This window comes from Rhodococcus sp. WB1, assembly GCF_001700945.1.
In the GTDB taxonomy this organism is placed as follows: Bacteria; Actinomycetota; Actinomycetes; order Mycobacteriales; family Mycobacteriaceae; genus Rhodococcus; species Rhodococcus aetherivorans.
Genome location: NZ_CP015529.1, coordinates 1,589,296 through 1,614,719 on the forward strand (window position 1 = coordinate 1,589,296; position 25,424 = coordinate 1,614,719).

26 protein-coding genes and 2 riboswitches are annotated in these 25,424 nt (G+C 70.5%); of the genes, 14 read left to right on the plus strand and 12 right to left on the minus strand.

Annotated elements, in window-relative coordinates:
- Window positions 1–155: 155 nt before the first annotated feature.
- A complete protein-coding gene (locus A4U64_RS06990) occupies window positions 156–1,010 on the plus strand; it encodes a bifunctional methylenetetrahydrofolate dehydrogenase/methenyltetrahydrofolate cyclohydrolase (RefSeq protein ID WP_198163403.1) in 855 nt (284 codons plus the stop codon).
- A 4-nt stretch (window positions 1,011–1,014) separates the two neighbouring features.
- Window positions 1,015–1,317 (plus strand): DUF3017 domain-containing protein, encoded by a 303-nt coding sequence (locus tag A4U64_RS06995; protein ID WP_029544738.1) that lies wholly within the window; start codon window positions 1,015–1,017, stop codon window positions 1,315–1,317.
- A 36-nt stretch (window positions 1,318–1,353) separates the two neighbouring features.
- Here the strand turns inward: A4U64_RS06995 and metX are convergent, their stop codons facing one another.
- Window positions 1,354–2,481 carry a homoserine O-acetyltransferase MetX gene (metX, locus tag A4U64_RS07000; protein ID WP_029544736.1) on the minus strand — a complete coding sequence of 376 codons (1,128 nt, stop codon included), beginning with the start codon at window positions 2,479–2,481 and terminating at the stop codon, window positions 1,354–1,356.
- Window positions 2,478–3,803: a bifunctional o-acetylhomoserine/o-acetylserine sulfhydrylase gene (locus A4U64_RS07005; protein WP_029544734.1), complete on the minus strand. Its 1,326-nt coding sequence runs from the start codon at window positions 3,801–3,803 to the stop codon at window positions 2,478–2,480. Before A4U64_RS07005 ends, metX begins: the two co-directional genes overlap by 4 nt.
- A gap of 85 nt (window positions 3,804–3,888) precedes the next feature.
- Window positions 3,889–4,004, minus strand: a riboswitch (SAM riboswitch).
- A gap of 266 nt (window positions 4,005–4,270) precedes the next feature.
- Here A4U64_RS07005 and A4U64_RS07010 point away from each other — a divergent pair.
- The 4 genes from A4U64_RS07010 (at window position 4,271) to yhjD (ending at window position 8,614) form a co-directional block, all read left to right on the plus strand.
- Window positions 4,271–5,488, plus strand: coding sequence for an NADP-dependent isocitrate dehydrogenase (locus A4U64_RS07010; protein WP_006939696.1), 1,218 nt, complete (start codon window positions 4,271–4,273; stop codon window positions 5,486–5,488).
- An 85-nt stretch (window positions 5,489–5,573) separates the two neighbouring features.
- Window positions 5,574–6,377, plus strand: a complete 804-nt coding sequence (locus A4U64_RS07015) for an exodeoxyribonuclease III (protein ID WP_029544732.1) — start codon at window positions 5,574–5,576, stop codon at window positions 6,375–6,377.
- 72 nt (window positions 6,378–6,449) lie between these two features.
- Window positions 6,450–7,490 (plus strand): tryptophan--tRNA ligase, encoded by a 1,041-nt coding sequence (gene trpS / locus A4U64_RS07020; RefSeq protein WP_006939694.1) that lies wholly within the window; start codon window positions 6,450–6,452, stop codon window positions 7,488–7,490.
- 59 nt (window positions 7,491–7,549) lie between these two features.
- The gene (gene yhjD / locus A4U64_RS07025; RefSeq protein WP_043801408.1) at window positions 7,550–8,614 is read left to right on the plus strand and encodes an inner membrane protein YhjD; all 1,065 of its coding nucleotides are present in this window, start codon (window positions 7,550–7,552) and stop codon (window positions 8,612–8,614) included.
- Here the strand turns inward: yhjD and A4U64_RS07030 are convergent.
- On the minus strand, window positions 8,559–9,155 hold the full coding sequence (locus tag A4U64_RS07030; protein ID WP_029544730.1) for a TetR/AcrR family transcriptional regulator: 597 nt from the start codon (window positions 9,153–9,155) through the stop codon (window positions 8,559–8,561). The two genes, yhjD and A4U64_RS07030, sit on opposite strands and share 56 nt — an antisense overlap.
- Window positions 9,156–9,279: 124 nt before the next feature.
- Here A4U64_RS07030 and A4U64_RS07035 point away from each other — a divergent pair, with 124 nt between their 5' ends.
- Complete coding sequence (locus A4U64_RS07035) at window positions 9,280–10,287, plus strand: NADP-dependent oxidoreductase (RefSeq protein ID WP_006939692.1); 1,008 nt, start codon at window positions 9,280–9,282, stop codon at window positions 10,285–10,287.
- Window positions 10,288–10,376: 89 nt separating this feature from the next.
- Complete coding sequence (locus A4U64_RS07040) at window positions 10,377–11,414, plus strand: NAD(P)-dependent alcohol dehydrogenase (RefSeq protein ID WP_065922367.1); 1,038 nt, start codon at window positions 10,377–10,379, stop codon at window positions 11,412–11,414.
- Between the two features lie 69 nt (window positions 11,415–11,483).
- On the opposite strand, the gene A4U64_RS07045 is transcribed toward A4U64_RS07040, so the two are convergent.
- From A4U64_RS07045 to sdhC, 4 genes are read right to left on the minus strand one after another with little or no spacing between them, the layout of a single operon-like run.
- Window positions 11,484–12,260 carry a succinate dehydrogenase iron-sulfur subunit gene (locus A4U64_RS07045; RefSeq protein WP_003935736.1) on the minus strand — a complete coding sequence of 259 codons (777 nt, stop codon included), beginning with the start codon at window positions 12,258–12,260 and terminating at the stop codon, window positions 11,484–11,486.
- A complete protein-coding gene (sdhA, locus tag A4U64_RS07050) occupies window positions 12,260–14,011 on the minus strand; it encodes a succinate dehydrogenase flavoprotein subunit (RefSeq protein ID WP_006939688.1) in 1,752 nt (583 codons plus the stop codon). The genes A4U64_RS07045 and sdhA overlap by 1 nt, the downstream gene beginning before the upstream one ends.
- Window positions 14,012–14,026: 15 nt before the next feature.
- Window positions 14,027–14,467, minus strand: a complete 441-nt coding sequence (locus tag A4U64_RS07055; RefSeq protein ID WP_029544728.1) for a succinate dehydrogenase hydrophobic membrane anchor subunit — start codon at window positions 14,465–14,467, stop codon at window positions 14,027–14,029.
- Window positions 14,468–14,500: 33 nt separating this feature from the next.
- Entirely contained in the window at window positions 14,501–14,836 is a 336-nt protein-coding gene (sdhC, locus tag A4U64_RS07060; RefSeq protein ID WP_029544726.1) for a succinate dehydrogenase, cytochrome b556 subunit, read from the minus strand.
- Between the two features lie 322 nt (window positions 14,837–15,158).
- Between sdhC and A4U64_RS07065 the strand changes: the two genes are divergently transcribed.
- The 5 genes from A4U64_RS07065 to A4U64_RS07085 all read left to right on the plus strand — a co-directional run bounded on the left by A4U64_RS07065 (window position 15,159) and on the right by A4U64_RS07085 (window position 21,591).
- On the plus strand, window positions 15,159–15,581 hold the full coding sequence (locus A4U64_RS07065) for a cytidine deaminase (RefSeq protein ID WP_044476117.1): 423 nt from the start codon (window positions 15,159–15,161) through the stop codon (window positions 15,579–15,581).
- Window positions 15,574–16,857, plus strand: coding sequence for a thymidine phosphorylase (locus tag A4U64_RS07070; RefSeq protein ID WP_065923429.1), 1,284 nt, complete (start codon window positions 15,574–15,576; stop codon window positions 16,855–16,857). Before A4U64_RS07065 ends, A4U64_RS07070 begins: the two co-directional genes overlap by 8 nt.
- A 17-nt stretch (window positions 16,858–16,874) precedes the next feature.
- Window positions 16,875–17,975: an adenosine deaminase gene (locus tag A4U64_RS07075; RefSeq protein WP_065922368.1), complete on the plus strand. Its 1,101-nt coding sequence runs from the start codon at window positions 16,875–16,877 to the stop codon at window positions 17,973–17,975.
- Window positions 17,976–18,029: 54 nt separating this feature from the next.
- Complete coding sequence (locus A4U64_RS07080; protein WP_065922369.1) at window positions 18,030–20,120, plus strand: AAA family ATPase; 2,091 nt, start codon at window positions 18,030–18,032, stop codon at window positions 20,118–20,120.
- 82 nt (window positions 20,121–20,202) lie between these two features.
- Window positions 20,203–21,591, plus strand: coding sequence for an NAD(P)/FAD-dependent oxidoreductase (locus A4U64_RS07085; RefSeq protein ID WP_198163405.1), 1,389 nt, complete (start codon window positions 20,203–20,205; stop codon window positions 21,589–21,591).
- On the opposite strand, the gene A4U64_RS07090 is transcribed toward A4U64_RS07085, so the two are convergent.
- Genes A4U64_RS07090 through A4U64_RS07110 form a run of 5 tightly spaced genes read right to left on the minus strand, consistent with a single transcriptional unit; the run spans window position 21,524 to window position 24,824 of the window.
- Complete coding sequence (locus A4U64_RS07090; RefSeq protein ID WP_006939675.1) at window positions 21,524–22,756, minus strand: hypothetical protein; 1,233 nt, start codon at window positions 22,754–22,756, stop codon at window positions 21,524–21,526. The two genes, A4U64_RS07085 and A4U64_RS07090, sit on opposite strands and share 68 nt — an antisense overlap.
- A gap of 60 nt (window positions 22,757–22,816) precedes the next feature.
- Entirely contained in the window at window positions 22,817–23,122 is a 306-nt protein-coding gene (locus A4U64_RS07095; RefSeq protein WP_006939673.1) for a YbaB/EbfC family nucleoid-associated protein, read from the minus strand.
- Window positions 23,123–23,127: 5 nt separating this feature from the next.
- Window positions 23,128–23,460 (minus strand): hypothetical protein, encoded by a 333-nt coding sequence (locus A4U64_RS07100; RefSeq protein WP_050035492.1) that lies wholly within the window; start codon window positions 23,458–23,460, stop codon window positions 23,128–23,130.
- A gap of 39 nt (window positions 23,461–23,499) precedes the next feature.
- Window positions 23,500–24,483 carry a C40 family peptidase gene (locus A4U64_RS07105; protein WP_006939668.1) on the minus strand — a complete coding sequence of 328 codons (984 nt, stop codon included), beginning with the start codon at window positions 24,481–24,483 and terminating at the stop codon, window positions 23,500–23,502.
- Window positions 24,480–24,824, minus strand: coding sequence for a hypothetical protein (locus A4U64_RS07110; RefSeq protein WP_065922371.1), 345 nt, complete (start codon window positions 24,822–24,824; stop codon window positions 24,480–24,482). The genes A4U64_RS07105 and A4U64_RS07110 overlap by 4 nt, the downstream gene beginning before the upstream one ends.
- A 171-nt stretch (window positions 24,825–24,995) precedes the next feature.
- Window positions 24,996–25,063: riboswitch (guanidine-III (ykkC-III) riboswitch) on the plus strand.
- A 10-nt stretch (window positions 25,064–25,073) separates the two neighbouring features.
- On the opposite strand from A4U64_RS07110, the gene A4U64_RS07115 reads away from it, so the two are divergent.
- The gene (locus A4U64_RS07115) at window positions 25,074–25,388 is read left to right on the plus strand and encodes a DMT family transporter (RefSeq protein WP_006939659.1); all 315 of its coding nucleotides are present in this window, start codon (window positions 25,074–25,076) and stop codon (window positions 25,386–25,388) included.
- The last annotated feature ends 36 nt before the right edge of the window (window positions 25,389–25,424 follow it).

The following is a 25,424-nucleotide window of genomic DNA, read 5'->3' on the forward strand; positions in this document are numbered from 1 at the left end:
TGTCTCCGGGTCGTTCGCCGGCAGCCGCTCCCGGGTCGGACCGTCGTGCGCGGCCGTCCGGCCGAGTCGCCGACGCGGCGTGCCCGGCCCGGGGCGGGACCGGCTGTGGTGAGGCTGTCTCCGCCCCGGCTGGACGACCTGAGACAATGGCGGTCGTGACTGCGACGATCCTGGACGGCAAAGCGACCCGCGACGAGATTTTCGAGGACCTGAAGGCCCGCGTGGCCGCGCTGAAGGCGAAGGGCATCACCCCCGGCCTCGGCACCGTTCTCGTCGGCGACGACCCGGGATCCGCGGCGTATGTGCGCGGCAAGCACAACGACTGCGCCAAGGTCGGCATCACCTCCATCCGCCGCGACCTGCCCGCCGCCACGACGCAGGAGGAGCTCGAGGCGGTCATCGACGAGCTGAACGCCGACCCCGCCTGCACCGGCTACATCGTGCAGCTGCCGCTCCCGAAGCACCTCGACGAGAACGCCGCGCTCGAGCGGATCGACCCTGACAAGGACGCCGACGGGCTGCACCCGATCAACCTCGGGCGCCTCGTCCTCGGCAAGGAGGCGGCGCTGCCGTGCACCCCGCGCGGCATCGTGCACCTGCTGCGCCGCTACGAGGTCCCGATCGCGGGTGCCCACGTGGCCGTCGTGGGCCGCGGCGTCACCGTCGGCCGGCCGATCGGGCTGCTGCTCACCCGGCGCAGCGAGAACGCCACCGTGACCCTCTGCCACACCGGCACGAAAAATCTCGCCGCGGAGGTGCGGCGCGCGGACATCGTCGTCGCCGCCGCCGGTGTGCCGGGACTGATCACCGCCGACATGGTCAAGCCGGGTGCGGCGGTCCTGGACGTGGGTGTGAGCCGGACGCCGGAGGGCCTGCGCGGCGACGTCGCCGACGACGTCCGCGAGGTCGCCGGGTTCCTCTCGCCCAATCCCGGCGGCGTCGGCCCCCTGACCCGTGCGTTCCTGCTGGCGAACGTGGTCGAGCGAGCCGAACAGCTCGCCGGCCGCTGACCCGGTGGTGCAACTGGCCGGCGCGGAGCGCTGGGTGCGTCTGGCCCGGCGGAATCTGCCGCTGCTGGCGGTGACGGTCGTCATCGCCGCGGCGGTGATCCTCGTCGTGGCGGATCGGTGGCGCCGCGGTGCGTTCGTCTTCGGCAGCGCCACCCTGCTCGCCGGCCTGCTGCGCCTGTGGGTGCCCGAGGACCTGGTCGGCGTGCTCGCCGTGCGCAGCCGGACCTTCGACGTGTCCGCGCTCCTCGTGGTAGGCGGTCTCATCATCGCCCTGGCGGTCTCGATCGATCCTCTCGGCACCGGCTGAACCGCCGGGCCTCGGCGGCCCGGCGGCACGCGCTTCTCAGCCCCGCGCGAGGGTGACGAGCTCGGACAGGAGCTTGGCGACGGCGTCGGCCTCGGTGAGGAAGCCGTCGTGACCGTCCCGGGACTCGAGGACACGCAGCCCGTCGCAGCCGGGCAGCCCGTCGGCGATCTCCTGCTGCAGCCGCAGCGGGTACAGGCGGTCGGAGTCCACGCCGGCGACGATCGTCGGCACCGGGGTGGATCCGAGCGCGGCGGCCACGCCGCCCCGGCCGTGCCCGACGTCGTGCCGGTTCATCGCCTGGGTGAGCGCCACGTAGGTACCGGGATCGAAGCGGGCGACGAGCTTGTCGGCCTGGTGCTCCAGGTAGCTCTGCACCGCGTATCGGCCACCGTTCCAAGGGTTTTCACTCCCCTGGGGGGAGTTGGCGAAGCGGGTGTCGAGCTCGCCCTCGGTCCGGTACGTCAGGTGCGCGATCCGCCGTGCGATGCCCAGTCCGGCCCGCGGCACCCGTCCGGTTCCGTAGTAGTCCCCGCCTTGCCAGTCCGGGTCGGCGGTGATTGCGGCGATCTGCGTGGTCTGGGTGCCGATCTGGTCGGCGGTGGCGCGGGCGCCCACCGCCAGGACCAGGGCCGCCCGCACCCGTTCCGGATATCCGACGATCCATTCGAGCGTCCGCATGCCGCCCATGGACCCTCCGGTCACGGCGGCGAACCTGTCGATGCCGAGCGCGTCGGCGAGGGCGACCTCGGCGGCGACCTGGTCGCGCACCGTGATGCCGGGGAACCGGGAGCCCCACGCCTTGCCGTCCGGGGCGGTCGAACCGGGCCCGGTGGTGCCGCGGCAGCCGCCCAGCACGTTCGTCGCCACGACGCACCACCGGTCGGTGTCGATCGGCGCACCGGGACCGACCATCCCGGACCACCAGCCCGGCGACGGGTGCTCGGGCCCGGCGGGGCCGGTCACGTGCGAGTCCCCGGTGAGGGCGTGTTCGACGAGGACGACGTTGTCGCGGGTCGGCGACAGCCTGCCCCACCGTTGCACCGCCACCGTCACGTCGGGCAGGGTCGCGCCGCTCTCCAGCGCCAGCGGCCCGATGTCGACCGTGCCCAGACGGCCGTCCTCCGGCGGCAGCTCCACGTGGCGCCGGTCGACGCGCGCCGTCAAGACGCGACCGCCTCGAGGCCGGTGGTGATGTCGGCGAGGATGTCGTCGATGCCTTCGATGCCCACGGCGAGGCGGACCTGGCCGGGGGTGACGCCGGCGGCGAGTTGCTCGGTGGCGGTGAGCTGGGAGTGGGTGGTGGAGGCGGGGTGGATGACCAGCGAGCGGACGTCGCCGATGTTGGCGACGTGGCTGTGCAGGGTCAGTGCGTCGACGAACTTCTTGCCGGCGTCGACGCCGCCGGCGAGTTCGAAGGTGACGATGGCGCCGGTGCCGCGGGGGGCGAGCTGCCGGCCGCGCCGGTACCAGGGGGAGGAGGGCAGGCCGGCGTAGGACACCGCGGTGACCTCGGGGCGGGTGGTGAGGAACTCGGCGACGCGGGCGGCGTTGGCGACGTGCCGTTCCATGCGCAGCGACAGGGTTTCCAGGCCCTGGGCGATGAGGAAGGCGTTGAACGGGGAGACCGCGGCGCCGAGGTCGCGCAGCAGTTGCACGCGGGCCTTGAGGGCGTAGGCGGGGGCGCCGAGGTCGGCGTAGACCACGCCGTGGTAGCTGGGGTCGGGGGTGACGAACTGGGGGTGCCGCGCGGTGCCGTCGGGGCCGGTGGCGGTCCAGTCGAAGGTGCCGCCGTCGACGAGGACGCCGGCGATGGCGGTGCCGTGGCCGCCGAGGTATTTGGTGGCCGAGTGCACGACGATGTCGGCGCCGTGCTCGAGGGGGCGGATCAGGTAGGGGGTGGCGACGGTGTTGTCGACGATCAGCGGCAGGTGGTGCTCGTGGGCCACCCCGGAGATGCCCGGCAGGTCGAGGAGGTGGTTCTTGGGGTTGGCGATGGTTTCGCCGTAGAAGGCGCGGGTGGTGGGGCGGATCGCGGCGCGCCACTGGTCGAGGTCGTCGGGGTCGTCGACGAAGGTGACCTCGATGCCGAGTCGGGGCAGGGTGTAGTGGAACAGGTTGTAGGTGCCGCCGTAGAGGTAGGGGCTGGAGACGAGGTGGTCGCCGGCGGCGGCGAGGTTGAGCACGGCGAAGGTTTCGGCGGCCTGGCCGGAGGACAGCAGCAGGGCGGCGGCGCCGCCTTCGAGGGCGGCGATGCGTTGTTCGACCGCGTCCTGGGTGGGGTTCATGATGCGGGTGTAGATGTTGCCCGGTTCGGTGAGGCCGAACAGGGCGGCGGCGTGGTCGGTGCTGTCGAAGGTGTAGCTGGTGGTCTGGTAGATCGGCAGGGCGCGGGCGCGGGTGTCGCCGCCGCCGGGCTGGCCCACGTGGATCTGCTTGGTCTCGAAGCTCCAGCCGTCTTCGCGCCGGGTGTTCTCGCTGTCGGTCATGATGTCCTTCTGGCCGTGGTCGGGAGGTCGGGGCGGCTAGGGGCGACAGCTCATGATCACAACCCTCATGACGAATACCTCCATCGGACCGGCTTGTCGTGCGGCGTGGCGCCGGACGACCGGGTCATCACCCGGAGCACCCCACCCTGGCCGGAGGGTTGCCGACCAGCAAGCCGGGGCTTCACGCTGGTACTCATGACCTGGCGCGAGTCTAGCGGCTCGAACGGATGCTTCGGTAGGCGACCCATACCTGCCGGCGGGAGGCGCCTGAGCAGGCGAAAGTTACCCGCCGGTAGCCCGGGGCCCGCTTGGCGGACCGGGTCGATAGCAGTACGCTCGTCTTGTTTGGATCGTGTTCCGCACGTGTGAGCACGCCATAAATGGTTCATTGAGCCGACCACGATCGCACCCACAAAGTGCGATCGACTTGGGACCAGGGACACTTCCTAGGAGGACGCGAAGCGCACATGTCCAAGATCAAGGTTGAAGGAACGGTCGTCGAACTCGACGGCGACGAGATGACCCGCATCATCTGGCAGTTCATCAAAGACAAGCTGATCCATCCCTACCTGGATGTGAATCTCGAGTACTACGACCTCGGCATCGAGCACCGCGATGCAACCGACGACCAGGTCACCGTCGACGCAGCCAACGCCATCAAGAAGCACGGCGTCGGCGTCAAGTGCGCCACCATCACTCCCGACGAGGCCCGGGTCGAGGAGTTCGGCCTGAAGAAGATGTGGCGCTCGCCCAACGGCACGATCCGTAACATCCTGGGCGGCACCATCTTCCGTGCCCCGATCATCATCTCCAACGTGCCCCGCCTGGTGCCCGGCTGGACCAAGCCGGTCATCGTCGGCCGTCACGCCTTCGGTGACCAGTACCGCGCCACCGACTTCAAGGTCGACCGCCCGGGCACCGTCACCATCACCTTCACGCCGGAGGACGGCAGCGAGCCGATCCAGCACGAGGTGTGCCATATCCCCGAGGACGGCGGCGTCGTCATGGGGATGTACAACTACAAGAAGTCCATCCAGGACTTCGCGCGGGCCTCGCTGTCCTACGGTCTGCAGCAGAACTACCCGGTCTACCTCTCCACCAAGAACACGATCCTCAAGGCCTACGACGGCATGTTCAAGGACGAGTTCCAGCGGATCTTCGAGGAAGAGTTCAAGGCCGAGTTCGACGCCGCGGGCCTGACCTACGAGCACCGCCTCATCGACGACATGGTCGCCTCCTCGCTCAAGTGGGAGGGTGGCTACGTCTGGGCCTGCAAGAACTACGACGGCGACGTCCAGTCCGACACCGTCGCGCAGGGCTACGGCTCGCTGGGCCTGATGACGTCCGTGCTCATGACCCCGGACGGCAGGACCGTCGAGGCCGAGGCCGCGCACGGAACCGTCACCCGGCACTTCCGGCAGCATCAGGCGGGCAAGCCGACGTCGACCAACCCGATCGCGTCGATCTTCGCCTGGACCCGTGGCCTCGAGCACCGCGGCAAGCTCGACAACACCCCCGAGGTCATCGACTTCGCCCAGCAGCTCGAGGACGTCGTCATCAAGACCGTCGAAGCGGGACAGATGACCAAGGACCTCGCCCTGCTCATCGGCCCCGAGCAGGCATGGCTGACCACCGAGGAGTTCCTCGCCGCGCTCGACGAGAACCTCCAGAAGGCCCGCGCCTGACGCACGGACCGCACACGACGGGACGCCCCCCACCGGGGCGTCCCGTCGTCGTTTCGGGTCCGGCCCGTCGGCTACGGTGACCGTCGTGCCTCACGTCATCACCACCGTCAACGTCAACGGCGTCCGTGCCGCCGCCGGCAAGGGCCTGCTCGCGTGGCTGGCCACCGCGCAGGCCGACATCGTGTGCCTGCAGGAGGTGCGCGCCACCGAGCAGCAGTTCCACGCGGCGATCGCGCCCGCCCTCGACGCCGGGTGGTACGTGGTGTCCGCCGAATCGGAGGCCAAGGGCCGTGCCGGGGTCGCGATCCTGTCGCGGCGCCCGGCCGACGCCTCGCGCATCGGGTTCGACGAGGACGAGTTCGCGGCCTCCGGCCGGTACGTCGAGGCCGACTTCGGGGACGTGACCGTCGGCAGCCTGTACCTACCCACCGGCGAGGCCGGCACCCCGAAGCAGGAGGAGAAGGAGCGGTTCATGGCGTCGTTCGCCACGCACCTGAACCACCGCGCCGCCGAGGCCGGGGCCGCGGCCCGGCACATGGTGGTGTGCGGGGACTGGAACATCGCCCACACCGAACGCGACATCAAGAACTGGAAGGGCAACGTCAAGAAGTCCGGATTCCTGCCGAGCGAGCGCGCGTGGCTCGACACGCTGCTCGCCGACGGCCGCTGGGTCGACGTGGTGCGCGCCCTGCACCCGGACGTCGACGGCCCGTACTCGTGGTGGTCCTACCGGGGCAAGGCGTTCGACACCGACGCCGGCTGGCGGATCGACTACCACCTCGTGACGGCGGAACTGGCCGAGCGGGCGAAGGAGGCCCGCGTCGAGCGTGCCGCCACCTATGCCGAGCGGTGGTCGGACCACGCCCCGGTCACCGTGCAGTTCCGCTGATCCGGGCGGATCCGCCGATCGGAGCCGACCTCCCGCGAGCGGCTCTCCGCGCACGTGAAAGTATCGACAACCATGGCGAGCACTGCAGAACAGAACACCACCGCGCCGACCGCCCGGCCCCGGGTGCTGTCGGGTATCCAGCCGACCTCCGACTCGTTCCACCTCGGGAACTTCCTCGGCGCGCTGCAACAGTGGGTTCCGTTGCAGGACGAGTTCGACGCCTACTACTTCATCCCCGATCTGCACGCGATCACCGTGCCGCAGGATCCGAAGGGGCTGCGCCGGCGCACCCTCCGCGCCGCCGCTCAGCTGCTCGCCGTCGGCATCGACCCGGATCGGTCGGTGCTGTTCGTCCAGAGCCAGGTGCCCGAGCACGCCGAGCTGGCGTGGGTTCTGAGCTGCATCACCGGTTTCGGCGAGGCCGGCCGGATGACGCAATTCAAGGACAAGTCCGCCAAGGAGGGGACCGAGCACGCCAGCGTCGGCCTGTTCACCTACCCGGTGCTGATGGCGGCGGACATCCTGCTGTACCGCCCGCAGCGCGTGCCGGTGGGGGAGGACCAGCGCCAGCACCTCGAGCTGACCCGTGATCTCGCTCAGCGGTTCAACACCCGGTTCGGCAAGACGTTCGTCGTTCCCGAGCCGCAGATCATCAAGGGCACCGCCAAGATCTACGACCTGCAGAACCCCACTGCGAAGATGAGCAAGTCCGCGGCCACCCCGGCCGGTCTGATCAACCTGCTCGACGATCCGAAGGTGTCGGCGAAGAAGATCAAGTCGGCGGTGACGGACAACGAGCGCGAGATCCGTTTCGACCTCGAGAACAAGCCCGGCGTGAGCAACCTGCTCACCATCCAGGCCGCCCTGTCCGGCCGGCCGGTCGACGAACTCGTCGCCGGCTACGCGGGCAAGGGGTACGGCGACCTCAAGGCCGACACCGCGGAGGTGCTCACCGAGTTCGTCGTGCCGCTGCAGGCGAAGGTCGACGAGTACCTCGCCGACGAGGCGGAACTGCTGCGCATCCTGTCGACCGGCGCCGACCAAGCCCGCGAGGTGGCTTCCCGGACACTCGGGCAGGTCTATGACAGGGTGGGATTCCTGCCCCGCAAGTAGCCGGGGGCGTGCCCCGCACACAGCCCGGGGCGACGGAACGCGGAAGGAGTTGCCCACCGATGGCCGACGATTCCACCGAACCGTCGAAACCGGGATTCGTCGACCGGCAACGAGCAGCGCATCCGTCGCTCGACCACCTGGTGCGGGCCGGCCTGCGGTACCAGGAGCAGAAGGGCGACTACTACGCCGCGGGGATCACGTATTTCAGTGTGCTGTCCCTGATTCCCATCCTGATGCTGTCGTTCTCGGTGGCCGGTTTCGTGCTCGCGGGCCGGCCCGAGACCCTCGAGCAGCTGCAGACCGCGATCGCCCAGAACATCCCCGGCGAACTCGGTGCGACGGTGCAGGGTCTGGTGGACTCCGCGATCGCCTCCCGCAGCGCCGTCGGAACACTGGGCCTGCTCACCGCCGCGTATGCGGGGATCGGCTGGATCACCAACCTGCGGGACGCGCTCACGGCGATGTGGGACCATCCGCATGTCAAGGACGGGTTCGTGCGCACCAAGGTCAACGACGCGCTGACCCTCCTCGGCCTGGGCCTCGCCATCGTGGCGTCGCTGGCCCTGTCGGCCGCCAGCAGCGGCCCCGTCATGGACCTCTTCGTCGGGGTGCTGCGGCTCGAGAACGTGCCCGGCATCGGGGTGGCGCTGACGGTGGCGACGATCGCCATCGCCGTGTGCGCGACGTGGTTGCTGTTCACCTGGGTGATCGCCCGGCTGCCCCGGGAGCCCGTCACCTTCCGCAGCGCGATGCGGGCCGGCCTGCTCGCCGCCGTGGCGTTCGAGGTGTTCAAGCAGGTCGGCTCGATCTACCTTTCCCGGGTCACCAGCGGCCCCGCCGGGGTGGCGTTCGGCCCGATCCTCGGCGTGCTGGTCTTCGCGAACCTGACCGCCCGGATGGTGTTGTTCGCCACGGCGTGGGCGGCATCGTCCAAGGAGAATCTGGTCATGGCCCACGTGCCGCCGCCGGAGCTGGCTCGGATCACGCCGCGGGTGGAGGTGCACGAGGGGCCCGGCCTGCGCGGCGGTCTGGCGCTCGTCGGTGCCGGGGCCCTCGGCGGGGTCCTGCTCAGCGAGCGCTCGCGCGCCATTCGTCGAGCTGTGCGATCGCGGCTTCGGCGGTAGCGACCGCCTCGTCGCGGTCGACGCGGGCGAGCAGCAGCGTGCTCAGCGACAGCGACGCCAGCACCCGTACCCGGCGGGCCAGCGCCTCGTCGTCGGCGGCGGGGTCGAGGGCGCGCAGCGCGTGCGTGAACGCGGTGGTCAGTTCGGCGCGGTAGGCGGTGACGACCGCGCGTTGCGTCTCGTCGTGGGCCGCAAGGCCGGCGGTGCTGTTCAGCAGCAGGCAGCCGCGGCGCGGCGAGTCGTCCGGCAGGGCGGCCACGGTGCGGGCCAGTGCCCGGAAGTAGCGTGCCGCGGCATCGGGCGCGGTGGGCTCGTCGGTGAGGACGCGCAGCCGGGGTCGCACCACGCGGTCGAGGTAGTCGCGGACGGCGGCGTCGAACAATCCGCGCTTGCTGGTGAAGGCGTTGTAGAGGCTCGACCGGTTCAGCCCCGTCGCCCGCTCGAGCTCGGGGACGGAGGTGGCCTCGAAGCCTTTGTCCCAGAACAGATCCCGTGCCCGTTCCACGACGTCTGCGGTGTCGAACTCCGGTGGCCGTCCCATGTGCCCTTCCGTTCCCCGTTGTGCAAAGACCGTTCCAGTATATATTGGAACGGTCAGTTCAATACTTCGGAGGCGCCCGGGGACAGCTCCCGGCGGCTCGGCACGTGAGGAAGGTTCACGCCCTGTGACCTCGAGTACCCAGATCCAGCTGGTCCGACGCCCCGTCGGCTGGCCGACACACGACGATTTCCGCACCGCGACGGTCGATCTGCCCGACCTCGGACCCAACCAGGTCCGCGTCGTCAACGAGTTCGTCTCGGTCGATCCCTACATGCGGGGGCGGATGAACGACGTCAAGTCCTACATCCCGCCGTTCGCGCTGGGGGAGACCATGACCGGCGGCGCGGTCGGCCGCGTCGTGGAGTCGACGTCGCCGGCCCACCCGGTCGACTCGGTCGTGCTGCACGACCTCGGCTGGCGCGACGTCGCGCAGGGCGACGCCGCGGCCTTCCGCGTGGTGGACGAGCTTCCGGGCGTCCCGAACTCCGCGTACCTCGGCATCCTCGGCCTGACGGGACTGACCGCCTACGTCGGCCTGATGCACATCGCCCGCATGCAGCCGGGCGACACCGTCTTCGTCTCCGGGGCCGCGGGCGCCGTGGGCACCGCCGTCGGACAGATCGCCCGGCTCGAGGGCGCGACCCGCGTGCTCGGCTCCGCCGGATCCGCGGACAAGGTCGCGATGCTCACCGAGCGCTACGGCTACGACGACGCGTTCGACTACAAGTCGGCGCCCGTGCGGCGCCAGCTCCGCCGTGCGGCACCCGACGGCATCGACGTGTACTTCGACAACGTCGGTGGCGACCACCTCGAAGCCGCGCTCGACGTCCTGCGCGACGGTGGCCGGGCCGCCCTGTGCGGCGCGATCGCCCTGTACAACAACACCGAGCGCACGCCCGGGCCGGACAACATGGCCAACATCATCACCCGCGGCCTGACCCTGCAGGGCTTCACCCTCGGCCACTACACCCACCTCTTCCCCGAATTCGCGGCGAAGATGGGGCCGTGGCTCGCCGCCGGCGACGTGGTGTTCGACGAGACGATCGTCGACGGGATCGACAACTCGGTCGATGCCTTCCTCGACCTGATGCGCGGGCGCAACGTCGGCAAGATGCTCGTCCGTGTCGCCTGACGTCCGGGGCCGGAACGGCCGGCGTCGCGCAGCGGAAGATTCGCTGCAGTATCGGGCGGGCACGCACCCCCGGCCGTAGAGTCGGGCGCATGAAAGCCGTCCAGTACACCGAGATCGGCTCCGAGCCGGTCGTTGTCGACATCCCCACCCCGACGCCCGGGCCGGGTGAGATCCTGCTGAAGGTCACCGCGGCCGGGCTGTGCCACTCGGACATCTTCGTGATGGACATGCCGGCGGCGCAGTACGCCTACGGCCTGCCGCTCACCCTCGGCCACGAGGGTGTCGGCACCGTCGCCGAACTCGGCGAGGGCGTCACGGGATTCGGGGTGGGGGACGCCGTCGCCGTGTACGGGCCGTGGGGCTGCGGTGCGTGCCACGCCTGCGCGCGCGGCCGGGAGAACTACTGCACCCGCGCCGCCGACCTGGGCATCACGCCACCCGGTCTCGGCTCGCCCGGGTCGATGGCCGAGTACATGATCGTCGATTCGGCGCGCCACCTCGTCCCGATCGGAGACCTCGACCCGGTCGCCGCGGCGCCGCTCACCGACGCCGGTCTGACGCCGTACCACGCGATCTCCCGGGTCCTGCCGCTGCTGGGGCCGGGCTCGACGGCCGTCGTCATCGGTGTCGGCGGGCTCGGCCACGTCGGCATCCAGATCCTGCGCGCCGTCAGCGCGGCCCGCGTGATCGCCGTCGACCTCGACGACGACCGTCTCGCCCTCGCCCGCGAGGTCGGCGCCGACGCGGCGGTGAAGTCGGGCGCCGGTGCGGCGGCCGCGATCCGGGAACTGACCGGCGGTCAGGGCGCGACGGCGGTGTTCGACTTCGTCGGCGCCCAGTCGACGATCGACACGGCGCAGCAGGTGGTCGCGGTCGACGGGCACATCTCGGTCGTGGGCATCCACGCCGGCGCACACGCCAAGGTCGGGTTCTTCATGATCCCGTTCGGCGCCTCCGTCGTGACCCCGTACTGGGGCACCCGGTCGGAACTGATGGAGGTCGTCGCGCTGGCCCGCGCCGGCCGGCTGGACATCCACACCGAGACGTTCACCCTCGACGAGGGGCCGGCGGCGTACCGGCGGCTGCGCGAGGGCAGCATCCGCGGCCGCGGCGTGGTGGTTCCCTGAAACGGGTGAAGGTCCCCGTCGCCCGGTGGAACCGGGTGACGGGAACCTTCACCGTGGAGCAGAAGCAGATCAGCGGGCGAACAGCAGCGCGCGCTTGACCTCCTGGATCGCCTTCGTCACCTGGATGCCACGGGGGCACGCGTCGGTGCAGTTGAAGGTGGTGCGGCAGCGCCACACGCCCTCGACGTCGTTGAGGATGTCGAGGCGCTCGGCGGCACCCTCGTCACGGCTGTCGAAGATGAACCGGTGCGCGTTGACGATCGCGGCGGGGCCGAAGTAGCTGCCGTCGTTCCAGTACACCGGGCACGAGGTGGTGCAGCACGCGCACAGGATGCACTTGGTGGTGTCGTCGAAGCGGGCCCGGTCGGCCTGCGACTGGATCCGCTCGCGGGTCGGCTCGTTGCCGGTGGCGATGAGGAACGGCTTCACCGCGCGGAACGCGTCGAAGAAGGGTTCCATGTCGACGACGAGGTCCTTCTCGACCGGCAGGCCGCGGATCGGCTCGACGGTGATGGTCACCGGCTTGCCGTCCTTGGGCAGCATGTCCTTCATCAGGATCTTGCAGGCCAGGCGGTTGACGCCGTTGATCCGCATGGCGTCCGAGCCGCACACGCCGTGCGCGCAGCTGCGGCGGAACGTGAGGGTGCCGTCGAGGTAGCCCTTCACGTACAGCAGCAGGTTGAGCATGCGGTCCGACGGCAGCGCCGGAACCTGGAAGCTGTCCCAGTGCTGACCCTTGCCGTCCTCGGGGTTGAACCGCGCGATCTTGAGGGTGACCATGGTGGCACCCTCTGGCACGGGAGGCAGGTTCGAGACGTCGGCTTCGTTCTTCTCGAGGGTTGTCATCAGTACTTCCGCTCCATCGGCTCGTAGCGGGTCTGCACCACCGGCTTGTAGTCCAGGCGGATGGGGGAGATCAGCTCCGTCCCCTCCTTGTAGGCCATGGTGTGCTTGAGGAAGTTCTCGTCGTCGCGCGTCGGGTAGTCCTCGCGGGCATGGCCGCCGCGCGACTCCTTCCGGTTGAGCGCACCGGCGACGGTGACCTCGGCCATTTCGAGCAGGAAGCCCAGCTCGACGGCCTCGAGCAGGTCGCTGTTGTAGCGCTTGCCCTTGTCCTGGACGGTGATGTTCTTGTACCGCTCCTTCAGGGCGTGGATGTCCTCGAGCGCCTTGCTGAGCGTCTCCTCGGTGCGGAACACCGAGGCGTTGTTGTCCATGGACTGCTGCAGCTCGCTGCGGATGTCCGCCACGCGCTCCTTGCCACCGGCACCCAGGATCCGCTCGAGCCACTCCACGACGTTGCGGGCCGGGTCCTCCGGCAGGTCCACGTGGTCGTGGGTGTTCGCGTACTCGGCGGCCGCGATGCCGGCGCGGCGGCCGAACACGTTGATGTCGAGCAGCGAGTTGGTGCCGAGGCGGTTGGCGCCGTGGACGGAGACGCAGGCGCACTCGCCGGCGGCGTAGAGGCCCGGGACCTCGTCCTCGTTGTTGCGCAGCACCTCACCGTTGATCTTGGTGGGGATGCCGCCCATCACGTAGTGGCAGGTCGGGTACACCGGCACGAGCTCGGTGACAGGGTCGACGCCGAGGTAGGTGCGGGCGAACTCGGTGATGTCCGGGAGCTTCTCCTCGAGGACGTCCTCACCGAGGTGGGTCACGTCGATGTAGACGTAGTCCTTGTTCGGGCCGGCGCCGCGGCCCTCGAGCACCTCGAGCACCATCGAGCGGGCGACGATGTCGCGGGGCGCGAGGTCCTTGATGGTGGGGGCGTAGCGCTCCATGAAGCGCTCGCCGTCGGCGTTGCGGAGGATGCCGCCCTCGCCGCGCACGGCCTCGGAGATCAGGATGCCCAGGCCCGCGAGTCCCGTCGGATGGAACTGGTGGAACTCCATGTCCTCGAGCGGCAGGCCCTTGCGGAAGATGATGCCCATGCCGTCACCGGTGAGGGTGTGCGCGTTGGACGTCGTCTTGTACATGCGGCCCGAGCCTCCGGTCGCGAACACGATCGACTTGGCATGGAAGACGTGAATCTCGCCGGTGGCGAGCTCGTACGCGATGACGCCGGTCGCGACGGGGCCTTCGGGGGTTTCCGTCAGCGCGATGTCGAGCGCGTAGAACTCGTTGAAGAACTCCACGTCGTGCTTGACGCAGTTCTGGTAGAGCGTCTGCAGGATCATGTGGCCGGTGCGGTCGGCCGCGTAGCAGGCGCGACGCACCGGGGCCTTGCCGTGGTCACGGGTGTGGCCACCGAACCGGCGCTGGTCGATCTTGCCCTCGGGCGTGCGGTTGAACGGAAGCCCCATCTTCTCGAGGTCCAGCACCGCATCGATGGCCTCCTTGGCCATGATCTCCGCCGCGTCCTGGTCGACCAGGTAGTCGCCACCCTTGACGGTGTCGAAGGTGTGCCACTCCCAGTTGTCCTCCTCGACGTTCGCGAGGGCGGCGCACATGCCGCCCTGGGCGGCGCCGGTGTGGCTGCGGGTGGGGTAGAGCTTGGTCAGAACTGCGGTGCGGGCGCGGGGGCCGGCCTCGATGGCCGCACGCATGCCGGCGCCGCCGGCACCGACGATGACCACGTCATAACGATGTTCCTGCATGAAGTCGTAGCTCCCCTAGCTCGCAACGATGTTGGGGTCGAAGGTGAAGATCACATAGGTGCCCAGGCCCATGATCAGGATCATCGACACGACCAGGATCGTGTTGAGCCAGAATCGGGTCGAGTCCTTGCGGGAGTAGTCCGCGATGACCGTGCGCAGGCCGTTGCCGCCGTGCAGCTGGGCGAGCCAGAGCATCGTCAGGTCCCAGAACTGCCAGAACGGGCTGGACCAGCGGCCGGCGACGAACGCGAAGTTGATGCGGTGCACGCCCTCGTCCAGCATCAGCATGATGAACAGGTGGCCGAGCACCAGGATGATCAGTGCAAGGCCGGACAGGCGCATGAACAGCCACGCGTAGAGCTCGAAGTTGTTCTTCGCGGCGCGGCGCGGGGAGCGCGGGTTGTCCAGGCTGGCCGGGCGGTCGTACGCCGTGCCCAGAGTCTTCGCTTCAGTCATGTCAGTGCCCAATTCTTCGTCGCTGCGCTCATGTCAGTGCCCCGCAAACATGTTGTAGAAGATGCGACCGGCGGCGGGGATCATCACCACGAACCAGATCGCCAGGATCGTCCAGAGCATCACCCGCTGGTACTGCGGGCCCTTGGACCAGAAGTCCACGAGCATCACGCGCAGGCCGTTGAGGGCGTGGTAGAGCACCATCGCCACCAACCCGAGCTCCATGAGACCGACGACGGGATTCTTGTAGGTCTCGATGACACTGTCGTAGGTCTCGGGATTGACCCGGACGAGTGCCGTGTCCAGGACGTGAACGAAAAGGAAGAAGAATGTCGCCACGCCTGTGATCCGGTGCAGAACCCAGGACCACATGCCCGGGTCTCCCCGGTAAAGCGACCGTGTGCGCCCCGGTGCGGGAGCGGCTTCAGTCGTGCTGCTCATCGAGTGCTGTGCCTCCAACGTCAATGGTGGACGCGTCGAGCCTCTCCAGCCTCTGGGGGATTCCGCAGCACGGGCTCGACGTGAACCTGAACCGACTTGGACCGACTTTAGTCCTATCCGAAAGTCGGGAACTAATTCGAGTAGCGGTTCGTACGGCCTCCAAATAACAAGTTAGGTTTGCCTTTCCAACTGTGATCTGGCCCGGCCGGGCCGGTGAACCGTGGAATCGGCCACCGTGACAGGATGGACAACCATGCCGGACGTAGACTGGAAAACCTTGCGCGCCAAAGCACATGAGGTGATGGGCCGCGCGTACGCGCCCTACTCCCGATTCCCCGTGGGGGCCGCGGCGCTGGTGGACGACGGACGGATCGTCGTCGGATGCAATGTGGAAAATGTCTCACACGGAGTGGGTCTGTGCGCCGAATGTGTACTGGTCGGTAACTTGATTTCCGGTGGTGGCGGGCGGTTGCGGGCCGTCGCCGTCTGCGATGCCCGCGGGGCCGTCCTGAGCCCGTGCGGACGCTGCCGGCAGATCCTCCTCGAACACGGCGGCCCCGAGCTCGAGGTCGACACGCGCCGCGGTCCGCGCCCCATCTCCGAGCTGCTGCCCGACGCGTTCGGCCCCGGTGACCTGGACGCGGTGCGCGAGGCGGGAGGTGCCGACCGTGCCTGACGCCCTGTCCATCATCACCCGCAAACGGGACGGCAAGGAGCTCAGCGGAGCCGAGATCGACTGGATCATCGAGGCGTTCACGCGTGGTGTCGTCGTCGACGAGCAGATGGCCGCCCTCGCGATGGCCGTCTACTTCCGGGGCATGACGCGCGCCGAGACGGCCCGCTGGACCACCGCCATGATCGACTCGGGCCGGCGGCTGGACTTCACCGGCCTGGGCCTGCCCACCGTCGACAAACACTCCACCGGCGGTGTGGGCGACAAGATCACCCTTCCGCTGGCCCCGCTCGTCGCCGCCTGCGGCGTCGCCGTGCCGCAGCTCTCCGGCCGCGGACTCGGCCACACCGGCGGCACCCTCGACAAGCTCGAATCGATCCCGGGCTGGCGCGCCGAGCTGAGCATCGCCGAGATCGCCGAAATCCTCGCCGACCCGGCGGTCGGCGCCGTCGTCTGCGCGGCCGGCGCCGACCTCGCCCCGGCCGACCGCCGGCTCTACGCCCTGCGCGACGTCACCGGCACCGTCGAGTCCATCCCCCTGATCGCCAGCTCGATCATGAGCAAGAAGATCGCCGAGGGCACCGGCGCCCTCGTCCTCGACGTCAAGGTCGGTTCCGGGGCCTTCATGAAGGACCTCGGCGACGCCCGGGAACTCGCCCGCACCATGGTCGAGCTGGGCGAGGACGAAGGGCTGCACACCGTCGCGCTCCTCACCCGGATGGACGTCCCGCTCGGCCGGACCGCGGGCAACGCCCTCGAGGTGCGGGAGGCCGTCGAGGTGCTCGCCGGCGACGGCCCGCCCGACGTGGTCGAGCTGACCCTCGCCCTCGCCCGCGAGATGCTCGCCGCCGTCGGCCGGGACGACGTCGACCCCGCGGACAAGTTGCGCGACGGCACCGCCATGGACCGGTGGCGCGCGATGATCGCCGCGCAGGGCGGCGACCCCGACGCGCCCCTGCCGGTCGCCCGGCACACCGAGGTGCTGCGCGCACCCGGCGACGGCGTGCTCGCCGAACTCGACGCGATGGCGGTGGGTGTGGCCGCGTGGCGGCTCGGCGCCGGCCGCGAACGGCAGGGCGAACCCGTGCAGGCCGCGGCGGGGATCGAGCTGCACGTCAAGCCGGGGGACCGGGTCCGCGCCGGGGACGCGATCGCCACCCTGCACACCGACACCCCGGCGAAGTTCCCCGCCGCGATGGCGACGCTCGGTGAGGGCGTGCACATCTCCGACTCCACGCCGGCGACACGGCCGCTCGTCGTCGAGCGGATCACCGCCTAGCCGACTACCGTCGGGGCATGACGGAGCCGGCGACGACGACACTGACCGAATCCGCGCTGCGGACCGCGCCGAAAGTGCTTCTGCACGACCACCTCGACGGCGGTCTGCGGCCGGGAACCGTACTCGAGCTGGCCGATGCCTGCGGCTACCGGCTGCCGGCCGGCACGGAACCCGAGCTGGCGCGCTGGTTCCGGGACTCGGCCGACAGCGGCTCGCTCGAGCGGTACCTCGAGACGTTCGCGCACACCGTGGCCGTCATGCAGACCCCGGACGGCCTCGAGCGGGTAGCCCGCGAATGCGTGCTCGACCTCGCCGCCGACGGCGTCGTCTACGCCGAGGTCCGCTTCGCTCCCGAGCAGCATCTCGAGCGGGGGCTGGACCTGGACTCCGTGGTCGAGCACGTGCTCGAGGGGTTCCGGTCGGGGGAGTCCGCGGTGGAGGCCTCCGGCGCCCAGCCGATCCGGGTGCGGCTGCTGCTCACCGCGATGCGGCACGCGGCCCGGTCCCGGGAGATCGCCGAACTCGCGGTGCGGTTCCGCGACCGCGGCGTCGTCGGGTTCGACATCGCCGGTGCCGAGGCCGGCTACCCACCGAGCCGGCATCTCGACGCCTTCGAGTACATGCGCGCCGCCAACGCGCACTTCACGATCCACGCGGGGGAGGCCTTCGGGCTGCCGTCCATCCACGAGGCCATCGCGTTCTGCGGCACCGACCGCCTCGGCCACGGCGTGCGCATCGTCGACGACATCACCGTCGCCGCGGACGGCGCCGCCACCCTCGGCCTGCTGGCGAACTACGTCCGCGACAAGCGGATCCCGCTCGAGCTGTGCCCGAGTTCGAACGTGCAGACCGGCGCCGTCGACACCCTCGAGCAGCATCCGTTCGGCCTGCTGGCGCGCCTGCGGTTCCGGGTCACCGTCAACACCGACAACCGCCTGATGAGCGACACGACGATGAGCAAGGAGATGATGCGGCTGGTCGAGACGTTCGGGTACGGATGGTCCGACCTGGAGCGGTTCACGATCAACGCGATGAAGTCCGCGTTCCTGCCGTTCGACCAGCGGCTCGAGCTCATCGACGACGTGATCAAGCCCGGCTACGCCGTCCTGATCGGCTGACAGTCCCCTCGTCGGACAGTACCCTCGGCGAACCTCACCTCGTAGGGTCGAGGTATGGGCGATCGCGTCCCGCCCTCGGCAACTCTCGGCGACGTGCTCGCCGCGCGCCGGTGGCGTCGGTTCGTCGGTCGTTCGGCCGAGCTCGAACTCGTACGTGCCGCCCTCGACTCGCCCCGGCCCCCGTTCTCGGTGCTGTACCTGTACGGGCCCGGAGGGATCGGTAAGACGAGCCTGCTCGACGAGGTGGCCGATCTCGCCGTCGGGGCCGGTTCGGTCCTCGTGCGTCTCGACGGGCGGGACCTCGTTCCCGCCCCGGCCGCCGTGCTCGCCTCGTTGGCGGAGCATCTCGACCTGGACGCGGATCGAATCGCCACCGCCTCCGGGCAACGGCTGGTGATGGTGATCGACACGTACGAGGCACTCGCACCGATCGACGGCTGGATCCGCCGGGATCTGTTGCCGCGGTTGCCGGACAGCGCGGTGACCGTGATCGCGGGGCGGAGTCCGCCGTCGCCGCAGTGGCGCTCGGACCTCGCATGGGGCGATCTGCTGCGGGTGGTGTCGATGCGCAATCTCGCACCCCGGGAGAGCGTCGACTACCTGCGCGCCGTCGGGGTCCGGGACGACCTGCACGACCGCCTCTGCCGCGTGGCACACGGCCATCCGCTGGCGCTGTCGTTGCTCGCCGACGCGGTGCTCCGCGGCGGACGTGCCGACGCGGATCCGCTGAGTCCCGACCTCGTGGGGACGCTGCTGCGCCGGTTCGTCGACGAGGAACCGGGCACCGTGCATCGCCGGGCCCTGGAAGTGTGCGCACTCGCACGCGTGACCACCGAATCGCTCCTGCGGGACGCGCTGGGCACCGGCGACGACTGCGCCCACGACGCATTCCGGTGGCTTCGGGGCCTCTCGTTCGTCGAGACCGGGGCCGACGGCCTCCATCCCCACGACCTGGCTCGGGACGTCATCGACGCCGACCTGTGGTGGCGGGACGCCGACAGCTATGCCGACGTCTTCCGCCGGGTGTGGCGGCACATCCACCGAACCCTCGACTCGGCGACCGGCCGACGGCAACAACAGGCGATCTTCGACCTGAAGTTCGTGTTCCGTCACCTCGCCGGCGTGCTCTCGCCGGTGCAGTGGGAGAGCTGGGGCCGGTACTATCCGGAACCCGCCACCGCCGCCGAGCACGCGGCGGTCGTCGAGCTGATCCGGACCGCGGAGGGAGCCGAGTCCGCCCGGCTCGCGCAGCGGTGGCTCGACCGGCAACCGGACGGCTTCTTCGTTCTGCGCTGCCCGGACGGAACCGTCCGCGGAGTGATCGGGCTGCTGGACCTCACCCGCGCCTCCGAAGAGGACCGGGACCGCGACCCCGGGGCCGCGGCGGCATGGCGGGCCGCGCGGCGAGGCACGCCGGTGCGCGAGGGCGACGTCGTCACCCAGACCCGATTCGTCGTGGACCGGGAGACGTACCAGGATCCCTCGCCGACGCTCAACGCGGTCCCGATCCTCACGATGCAGCGATACCTCACCACCCGGGGCCTCGCCTACGACGTGCTCGTCCTGGCCGAGCCGGACCGGTGGGACGACTACTTCGCCGTCGCCGACCTCCCACGGGTCGACGGCGGCGACTTCGTCGTCGGTCCCCGCCGATTCGGCCTGTTCGCCCACGATTTCCGGCGCGTCCCGGTCGGCGCCTGGCTCGAACGGGTGACGGAACGGGCGCTGGCCCGCGGTCCGTCGCCGCCGGTGCCCAGCGCACCCGTGCTGCTCGTACTCTCCCAACCCGAGTTCGCGCAGTCGGTCAAGCAGGGCCTGCACGACCTGCGGCAGCACGCTCTGCTCGCCCGCAATCCCCTGCTGCGCACCCGGGTGCTCCACGACCGGGCCGGCGCCGGTGAACCCGACGTCGCGCTGCTCGAGCAGGTGCTGCGCGACGCGGTCGCCACCCTCGCCGACCATCCCCGCGACGACAAACTGCTGCGGGCCGTGGACCGTACGTATCTGCGGCCGGCGGCGACCCAGGAGTCGGCCGCGGCAGCGCTCGGACTGCCGTTCAGCACCTATCGGAGGCACCTGGCCACCGGGGTGGAGCGGATCGTGTCGTGGCTGTGGGACCAGGAGGTGTACGGCCGCCGGCAGTGAGCACAACCGAGCACCGAACGGACTGGTGACCGAGCAGATTCCGGACGCATGCTTCTCGCACTCGAACGAGGAGGTGCCGGAAATGGTGACACGTATCGGTGATCGCGCCGTGGTCCTCGGCGCGGGAACGGCCGGTCTGCTCGCCGCGCGGGTGTTGTCGGATGCGTACTCGGACGTGGTGGTGATCGATCACGACAGACTGCCGGACGGTGCCGCGGCACGGCGCTGCGTACCGCAGGGTCGGCACATCCATGTGCTGGTGGCCGGCGGGATGCGCGCGATGGAGGAACTGCTGCCCGGGCTCACCGCCGATCTCGCCGGCGACGGTGCACCGATGGTGGACCAGTGCGGCGACGTGCGCTGGTATCTCGGTGGCCACCGCCTCCGGCAGGCGGAGAGCGACCTGACGGCGGTGAGCGCGAGCCGGCCGAATCTCGAACATCGGGTGCGGTCCCGCGTCGCCGCACGTCCCGGAGTGCGGATCGTCGATCGCTGCGACGCGCTGGGATTGACCGTGAGCCGGGACGGCCGAAAGGTCACCGGCGTGCGCGTGCTCCGCCGGGCGGACGGCAGCGTCGAGGAGGTTCTCGACGCCGATCTCGTCGTCGACGCCACCGGCCGTGGTTCGCGAACCCCGGCGTGGCTCGAGCGGCTCGGATACCACCCGCCCGAGCGGGAGGAGGTGCGCGTCGACCTCACGTACGTCACGCGCACCTACGCCTCCGATCCGGCACTCATGGGTGGCGACCTGGGGATTCTGCTCGCGCCGTCGCCGCCGTACCCGCGCGGTGCCGCCATCCAGACGATCGAGAACGGTCGCTGCCTCGTGACGGCGGTGGGCATGCTCGGGCACCGGCCCCCGTCCTCGCCGGACGGCTGGGTGGACTTCCTGCGGTCCCTGCCCCGCCCGGACGTGTACGACGCGATCCGGGACGCCGAGCCGCTCGACGCGCCCCGGTCGTACCACTTTCCGGCGAGTCGGCGGCAGCGCTACGAACGGTGCCGGCGGCTGCCGGAGGGACTGCTGGTGACCGGCGACGCCGCATGCAGTTTCAACCCGATCTACGCGCAGGGAATGAGCGTCGCGGCGTTCGAAGCCGGGCTGCTCGCCGAACACCTGAAGGGCGGCCGGGAGCCGGACCCGCATCGATGGTTCCGGGATATGGCGAAGGTCGTCGACGTGCCCTGGGACATGGCCACCGGCGGCGACCTCGCCTGGCCGCAGGTCGAGGGCCGGCGCAGCGCGAAAGTGCGCCTGGCCAACCGCTACCTGCCGCTCGTCCACGCCGCCGCCGCGCAGGATCCCGAGGTGGTCCGCGCATTCTTCCGCGTCGCGGCGATGGTGGATCCGCCCGGGACGCTGTTCGCCCCGCCGGTGGTCGGGCGGGTGCTCCGCCGGACGATCAGTGCTTGTGCAGCCGGGTCTCGAACTCCCGCTCGAGAGCCCGCCACGCCTCGGCCTCCGCGGTGAACGGCGCGCTGGGCGCGAGCCGCGTCGGATCCGGCTCGAGCACGTAGTTGACGAACCAGCCCAGCTCCGTCGACCCGGCCAGCGCGGCGTCGGTGCTGTCGTCCTCGGCGTAGTTCGCGGCGTCGGTGAACAGTTCGACCGCCAGATCCAGCTGATCGGCGTCCACCGCCTCCGTACCGTGCTCGATGTCGTCCGCGATCCCGGGCAGCACGTACACGTTCTCGTCCGTCACCTCGACCTCGAGGGAACCGTCCGTCGCCGCGTGCCGGATGTCGTCGTAGGTGCTGAGCGCCGCCAGATCGTGGTCGTGGTGGTCGGCCAGGTAGCGCGCCAGCGCCCGCTCCGTGGGGAACACGAGGATCGTCCCGTCGCGGCCGAGGAACAGCGCGTCGTCGTCGAGGTAGCAGCGCAGGGTGAACCACGTGCCGTCGGAGGCGATGATCTTGACCGGGTCGATTCCGACCGCCGTCCAGAAGCTCGTGTCCTCGTTCTCGTCCCCGTCGACGAACTCGTATTCCTCGTCCTCCGCCTCCTCGGCGGCGTCCTCGGCCTCGACGATGTTCTCCTCGGCCGCGACGAGTTCCGCCTCGGCCTCGGCGACGAGCCCGGCGTCGACCTCGGGGGACGTCACGACGGCGTCGAGCGCGTCGATCACCCCGTCCCAGTCCTCGGCGACGGCGGAGCCGACCCGGTTCCACAGCTCCCCGCCCTCGCGGCCCTCGAACGCCGCGACACCGTGGCTCAGCAGCGCCTCGATCTCCGCCCGTTCGAAGAACTTCGTCACCGACTCGAGCTCGCACACGTCGCCGAGGACGGAGACGATGTCGAACGTGTTCTGCAATTCGGCGACGGACTCCGGGTCCGCGTCGTCCGCCACCAGTTCCGGCACGCCGATCAGGTCGTACGAATGGCTCTCGTCCGGCTCGAACTCCTCCGCGGAGAGTTTCGCGACCACCGGCCAGGCCGGATGCTCGACGAGGTCGTTGTCGGCGCCGGAGCGGACGAACGCGACGAGCTCGGCCACCGCACCGAACGCGTACAGATCGTCACCGTGGCCGAGGAACGCCTCCCATTCGTCGTCGCCCTCGCGCCACCGCGGCGCCCAGAGGGTCACGACGTCGCCGTCGGTGAGACCGAGCTCGATCGGGACGATGTCTCCAGCCATGGTCGCCAAGCCTAGCCATGTCCCGGCCGAAGACATAGCTGGGCGCCGATGAGACGACCGTCACCCGAGTGCACCGCGAAGTTCCCCGAGCAGACGAGCTCGTTCGGCGGCGGCGGCCCGTGCCGCCTCGTGCGTCGTGGCCAGGATCGATGCCGCCACGTCGCGCGCGTGGAGCCCGCTCAGCGCCTCGTCGAGCCACAGCCGGGTCAGGGCGCCGTTGCCGTCCACCTCGGCCCGCACGAGGCCGTCCGGGCTCGTCGCGGCGCCCGACACCACGCCGAGTGCGGCCACGCAATCCTGCAGGGCCCCGAGCCGCGTGCGCACACCGTCCACGATCTCCGTGATCCGCTGATCGCTCGCCGACATCGCGCTCACCACCCGGTCGCCGACGGAGAGCCGGCCGTCCGCGCGTCGTCGCGGCGTGCGCGCTGCACGTCGTCGTGGGTGGGCAGTCCCAGCCGGTTCAGCAGTCCCTCCGGCATTCCCCTGCCCGCCAGCTCCTCTCGGTGCAGCGCGGCGGCCTCGAGTGTCGCGCGACGGCACAGCGACACGATCTGTTCGGCCAGTTGTGCTGCCCCGTAACGTAGTTCGCTCTGATCGATGTGCAGGTCGACGGGCAGGCCCTGTTCGGTGGTGCGCACCGAGACGGTGCCGGACCGGTTCCGGGCGGTCGCCGTCGTGATGGTCGTCTCCGCGGTGTCCATACCCGGTTGGACGCGACGCCGCGCCCCTCGGTTCCCGGCCTAGCCGGTGGGGCCGGTGGGACGGAAGAAGCCCTGGAACCCCATCCCGCTGTTCGTGGTCCGGATCGGCGACAGCTGCACCGGGTCGCCGGCCTCGACCATGAGGCCGTTTCCGACGATCATCGCGACGTGCCCGTCCCACACCGCGAGGTCGCCGGGCTGCACCGCGCTCGCCTCGACGGGGGTGCCGACGTCCTGCTCCTGCGCAAGGCGCGGAATCTGCACCCCGGCCTGCCCGTACGCCCACTGGGTCAGGCCGCTGCAGTCGAGGCCCTGCCCCGGTGCGGTGCCACCCCACACGTAGGGCGTGCCCTGCTGGGAGAGCGCGTGACGCACCGCCTCGGCCGCCGCCCGATTGGGTGCCACGGCAACGCTGCCGTCGGGCAGCCGCACCTCGGTGCCGTTGCCGCCGAAGGCCCGCAGCTCGCCGGCCGGTGAGGCGGCCGGATCGCCGGCCGTCGGTGCTGCCGGTGCGGGCTCCGAGGGCATCAGCTCCGCCATCCTGGTCGTCTGCTCGGCGAGCGACGAGGTGACCCGGGTAAGCACGTCGAGCCCGGCCGCGATGTGCTCGATCGCCGCGACCAGCAACATCATCTGCCCCTGCGGTAGCGCCGCCAGGGGAGCGGAGCGCTCGGCCAGCGTCGTGAACGATTCGATCAGCCGGGCGATTTCGGCTGCACCGGTCAGGACGGTCGTGGTCGCGTCCGCCGCGACGTCGGCGATGGCCGTCCCGCGGTCGGCGGCGGCGACGAGGTCGGCGAGCGCCCGCTCGCCGCTGCGCACGGCCGTCTCCGCCGCGGCCCCCGCCCAGTCCCACGCGAGTTCGCCCAGCGCAGCCCGGCCCACCGAGTGCACGCCGTCGACCAGTTCGGCGCACGACCGCAGCACGGCGGCCGGGTCGGTGCCGACCGCTCCGGCGCCGAACGCCGACAACAGCTCGGCCAGGGGAGCGGTGAGCAGATCCGCCCCCGGCGCCGCGGTCACCGCGGGGCCCCGGCGGCGTTCAGCCGTGCCGCCTGGGCGGCGACGACGCGTTCGTAGGCGGCCGCGGTGGCACCCGCGATGGCGCCCATGGCGTCGAAGGTGTCACCGAGACGGGTCAGTTCCGCTCCGTGGCCGCGGTGGGTGGCCGCGAACGCGGCGAGGAACTCGGCGCCGACCGGGCCGAACACCGTCCCGAGCGGTGCCGGATCGGCCGCGCGTGCGTCGGCGGCGGCGTCGTGCAGCCGCTCGCCCAGGGCCGCGGCGGTGTGCCCGAACGCCGCGATCGTCCCGGGCCGGGCGCGTACCACCTCGTGGTTGCCGTTGCCGGTGCCTGCGTCCATTCGGCCTGCTCCCCTCCGTGGAAACGGATCGTCCTTCCACCGCTTGGACGCAGCGGGCGGCGGCCCGGTTCCCTGCGGCCCCGCGGTACGGACGCCACGGGCGAGCGCGTCCCGCTGTCCCGCCACGCAGAGGGCGAACTTGTTCCCCGTCACGGGGTGTGGGACCGTGGACGCGAGCCTGCCTCACCGGGCTCCCGGACGAGGGGCGCCGTACCCGGTGTGCGACAAGACGGCCCGTCGGAGGCTGTGATGTCGTGGTTGGTTCTGGTGGTGTCCGGGGTGCTGGAGGCGGTGTGGGCCACCGCGTTGGATCGGTCCCGGGGACTCAGCCGGCTCGGCCCGTCGGTGGTGTTCGTCGCGGCGTTGGTCGCGAGCATGGCGGGACTGGCGTATGCCATGCGCCGGCTGCCGGTGGGGACGTCCTACGCGGTGTGGGTGGGGATCGGTGCGGTGCTCACCGTGGCGTTCGCGATGGCCACGGGCGAGGAGGCGGTGTCGGCGTCGAAAGTCGTGTTCCTGGGCATGATCGTCGGGGGCGTGATCGGGCTGAAGCTGGTGCACTGAACCCGTTCCGGAGGGACACCGCAACCGTCGGGGCCG

Excerpts from the sequence above, each read along its gene's own strand:
- A4U64_RS07005 (WP_029544734.1), bottom strand. The coding sequence starts at position 3,803 with ATGACCGACAGCGAGAACACCCGGCGCGAAGACGGCTGGAGCTTCGAG.
- A4U64_RS07010 (WP_006939696.1), top strand. The coding sequence starts at position 4,271 with ATGTCCAAGATCAAGGTTGAAGGAACGGTCGTCGAACTCGACGGCGAC.
- trpS (WP_006939694.1), top strand. The coding sequence starts at position 6,450 with ATGGCGAGCACTGCAGAACAGAACACCACCGCGCCGACCGCCCGGCCC.
- yhjD (WP_043801408.1), top strand. The coding sequence starts at position 7,550 with ATGGCCGACGATTCCACCGAACCGTCGAAACCGGGATTCGTCGACCGG.
- A4U64_RS07030 (WP_029544730.1), bottom strand. The coding sequence starts at position 9,155 with ATGGGACGGCCACCGGAGTTCGACACCGCAGACGTCGTGGAACGGGCA.
- A4U64_RS07040 (WP_065922367.1), top strand. The coding sequence starts at position 10,377 with ATGAAAGCCGTCCAGTACACCGAGATCGGCTCCGAGCCGGTCGTTGTC.
- A4U64_RS07045 (WP_003935736.1), bottom strand. The coding sequence starts at position 12,260 with ATGACAACCCTCGAGAAGAACGAAGCCGACGTCTCGAACCTGCCTCCC.
- sdhA (WP_006939688.1), bottom strand. The coding sequence starts at position 14,011 with ATGCAGGAACATCGTTATGACGTGGTCATCGTCGGTGCCGGCGGCGCC.
- A4U64_RS07055 (WP_029544728.1), bottom strand. The coding sequence starts at position 14,467 with ATGACTGAAGCGAAGACTCTGGGCACGGCGTACGACCGCCCGGCCAGC.
- sdhC (WP_029544726.1), bottom strand. The coding sequence starts at position 14,836 with ATGTGGTCCTGGGTTCTGCACCGGATCACAGGCGTGGCGACATTCTTC.
- A4U64_RS07065 (WP_044476117.1), top strand. The coding sequence starts at position 15,159 with ATGCCGGACGTAGACTGGAAAACCTTGCGCGCCAAAGCACATGAGGTG.
- A4U64_RS07075 (WP_065922368.1), top strand. The coding sequence starts at position 16,875 with ATGACGGAGCCGGCGACGACGACACTGACCGAATCCGCGCTGCGGACC.
- A4U64_RS07080 (WP_065922369.1), top strand. The coding sequence starts at position 18,030 with ATGGGCGATCGCGTCCCGCCCTCGGCAACTCTCGGCGACGTGCTCGCC.
- A4U64_RS07085 (WP_198163405.1), top strand. The coding sequence starts at position 20,203 with ATGGTGACACGTATCGGTGATCGCGCCGTGGTCCTCGGCGCGGGAACG.
- A4U64_RS07090 (WP_006939675.1), bottom strand. The coding sequence starts at position 22,756 with ATGGCTGGAGACATCGTCCCGATCGAGCTCGGTCTCACCGACGGCGAC.
- A4U64_RS07095 (WP_006939673.1), bottom strand. The coding sequence starts at position 23,122 with ATGTCGGCGAGCGATCAGCGGATCACGGAGATCGTGGACGGTGTGCGC.
- A4U64_RS07100 (WP_050035492.1), bottom strand. The coding sequence starts at position 23,460 with ATGGACACCGCGGAGACGACCATCACGACGGCGACCGCCCGGAACCGG.
- A4U64_RS07110 (WP_065922371.1), bottom strand. The coding sequence starts at position 24,824 with ATGGACGCAGGCACCGGCAACGGCAACCACGAGGTGGTACGCGCCCGG.
- A4U64_RS07115 (WP_006939659.1), top strand. The coding sequence starts at position 25,074 with ATGTCGTGGTTGGTTCTGGTGGTGTCCGGGGTGCTGGAGGCGGTGTGG.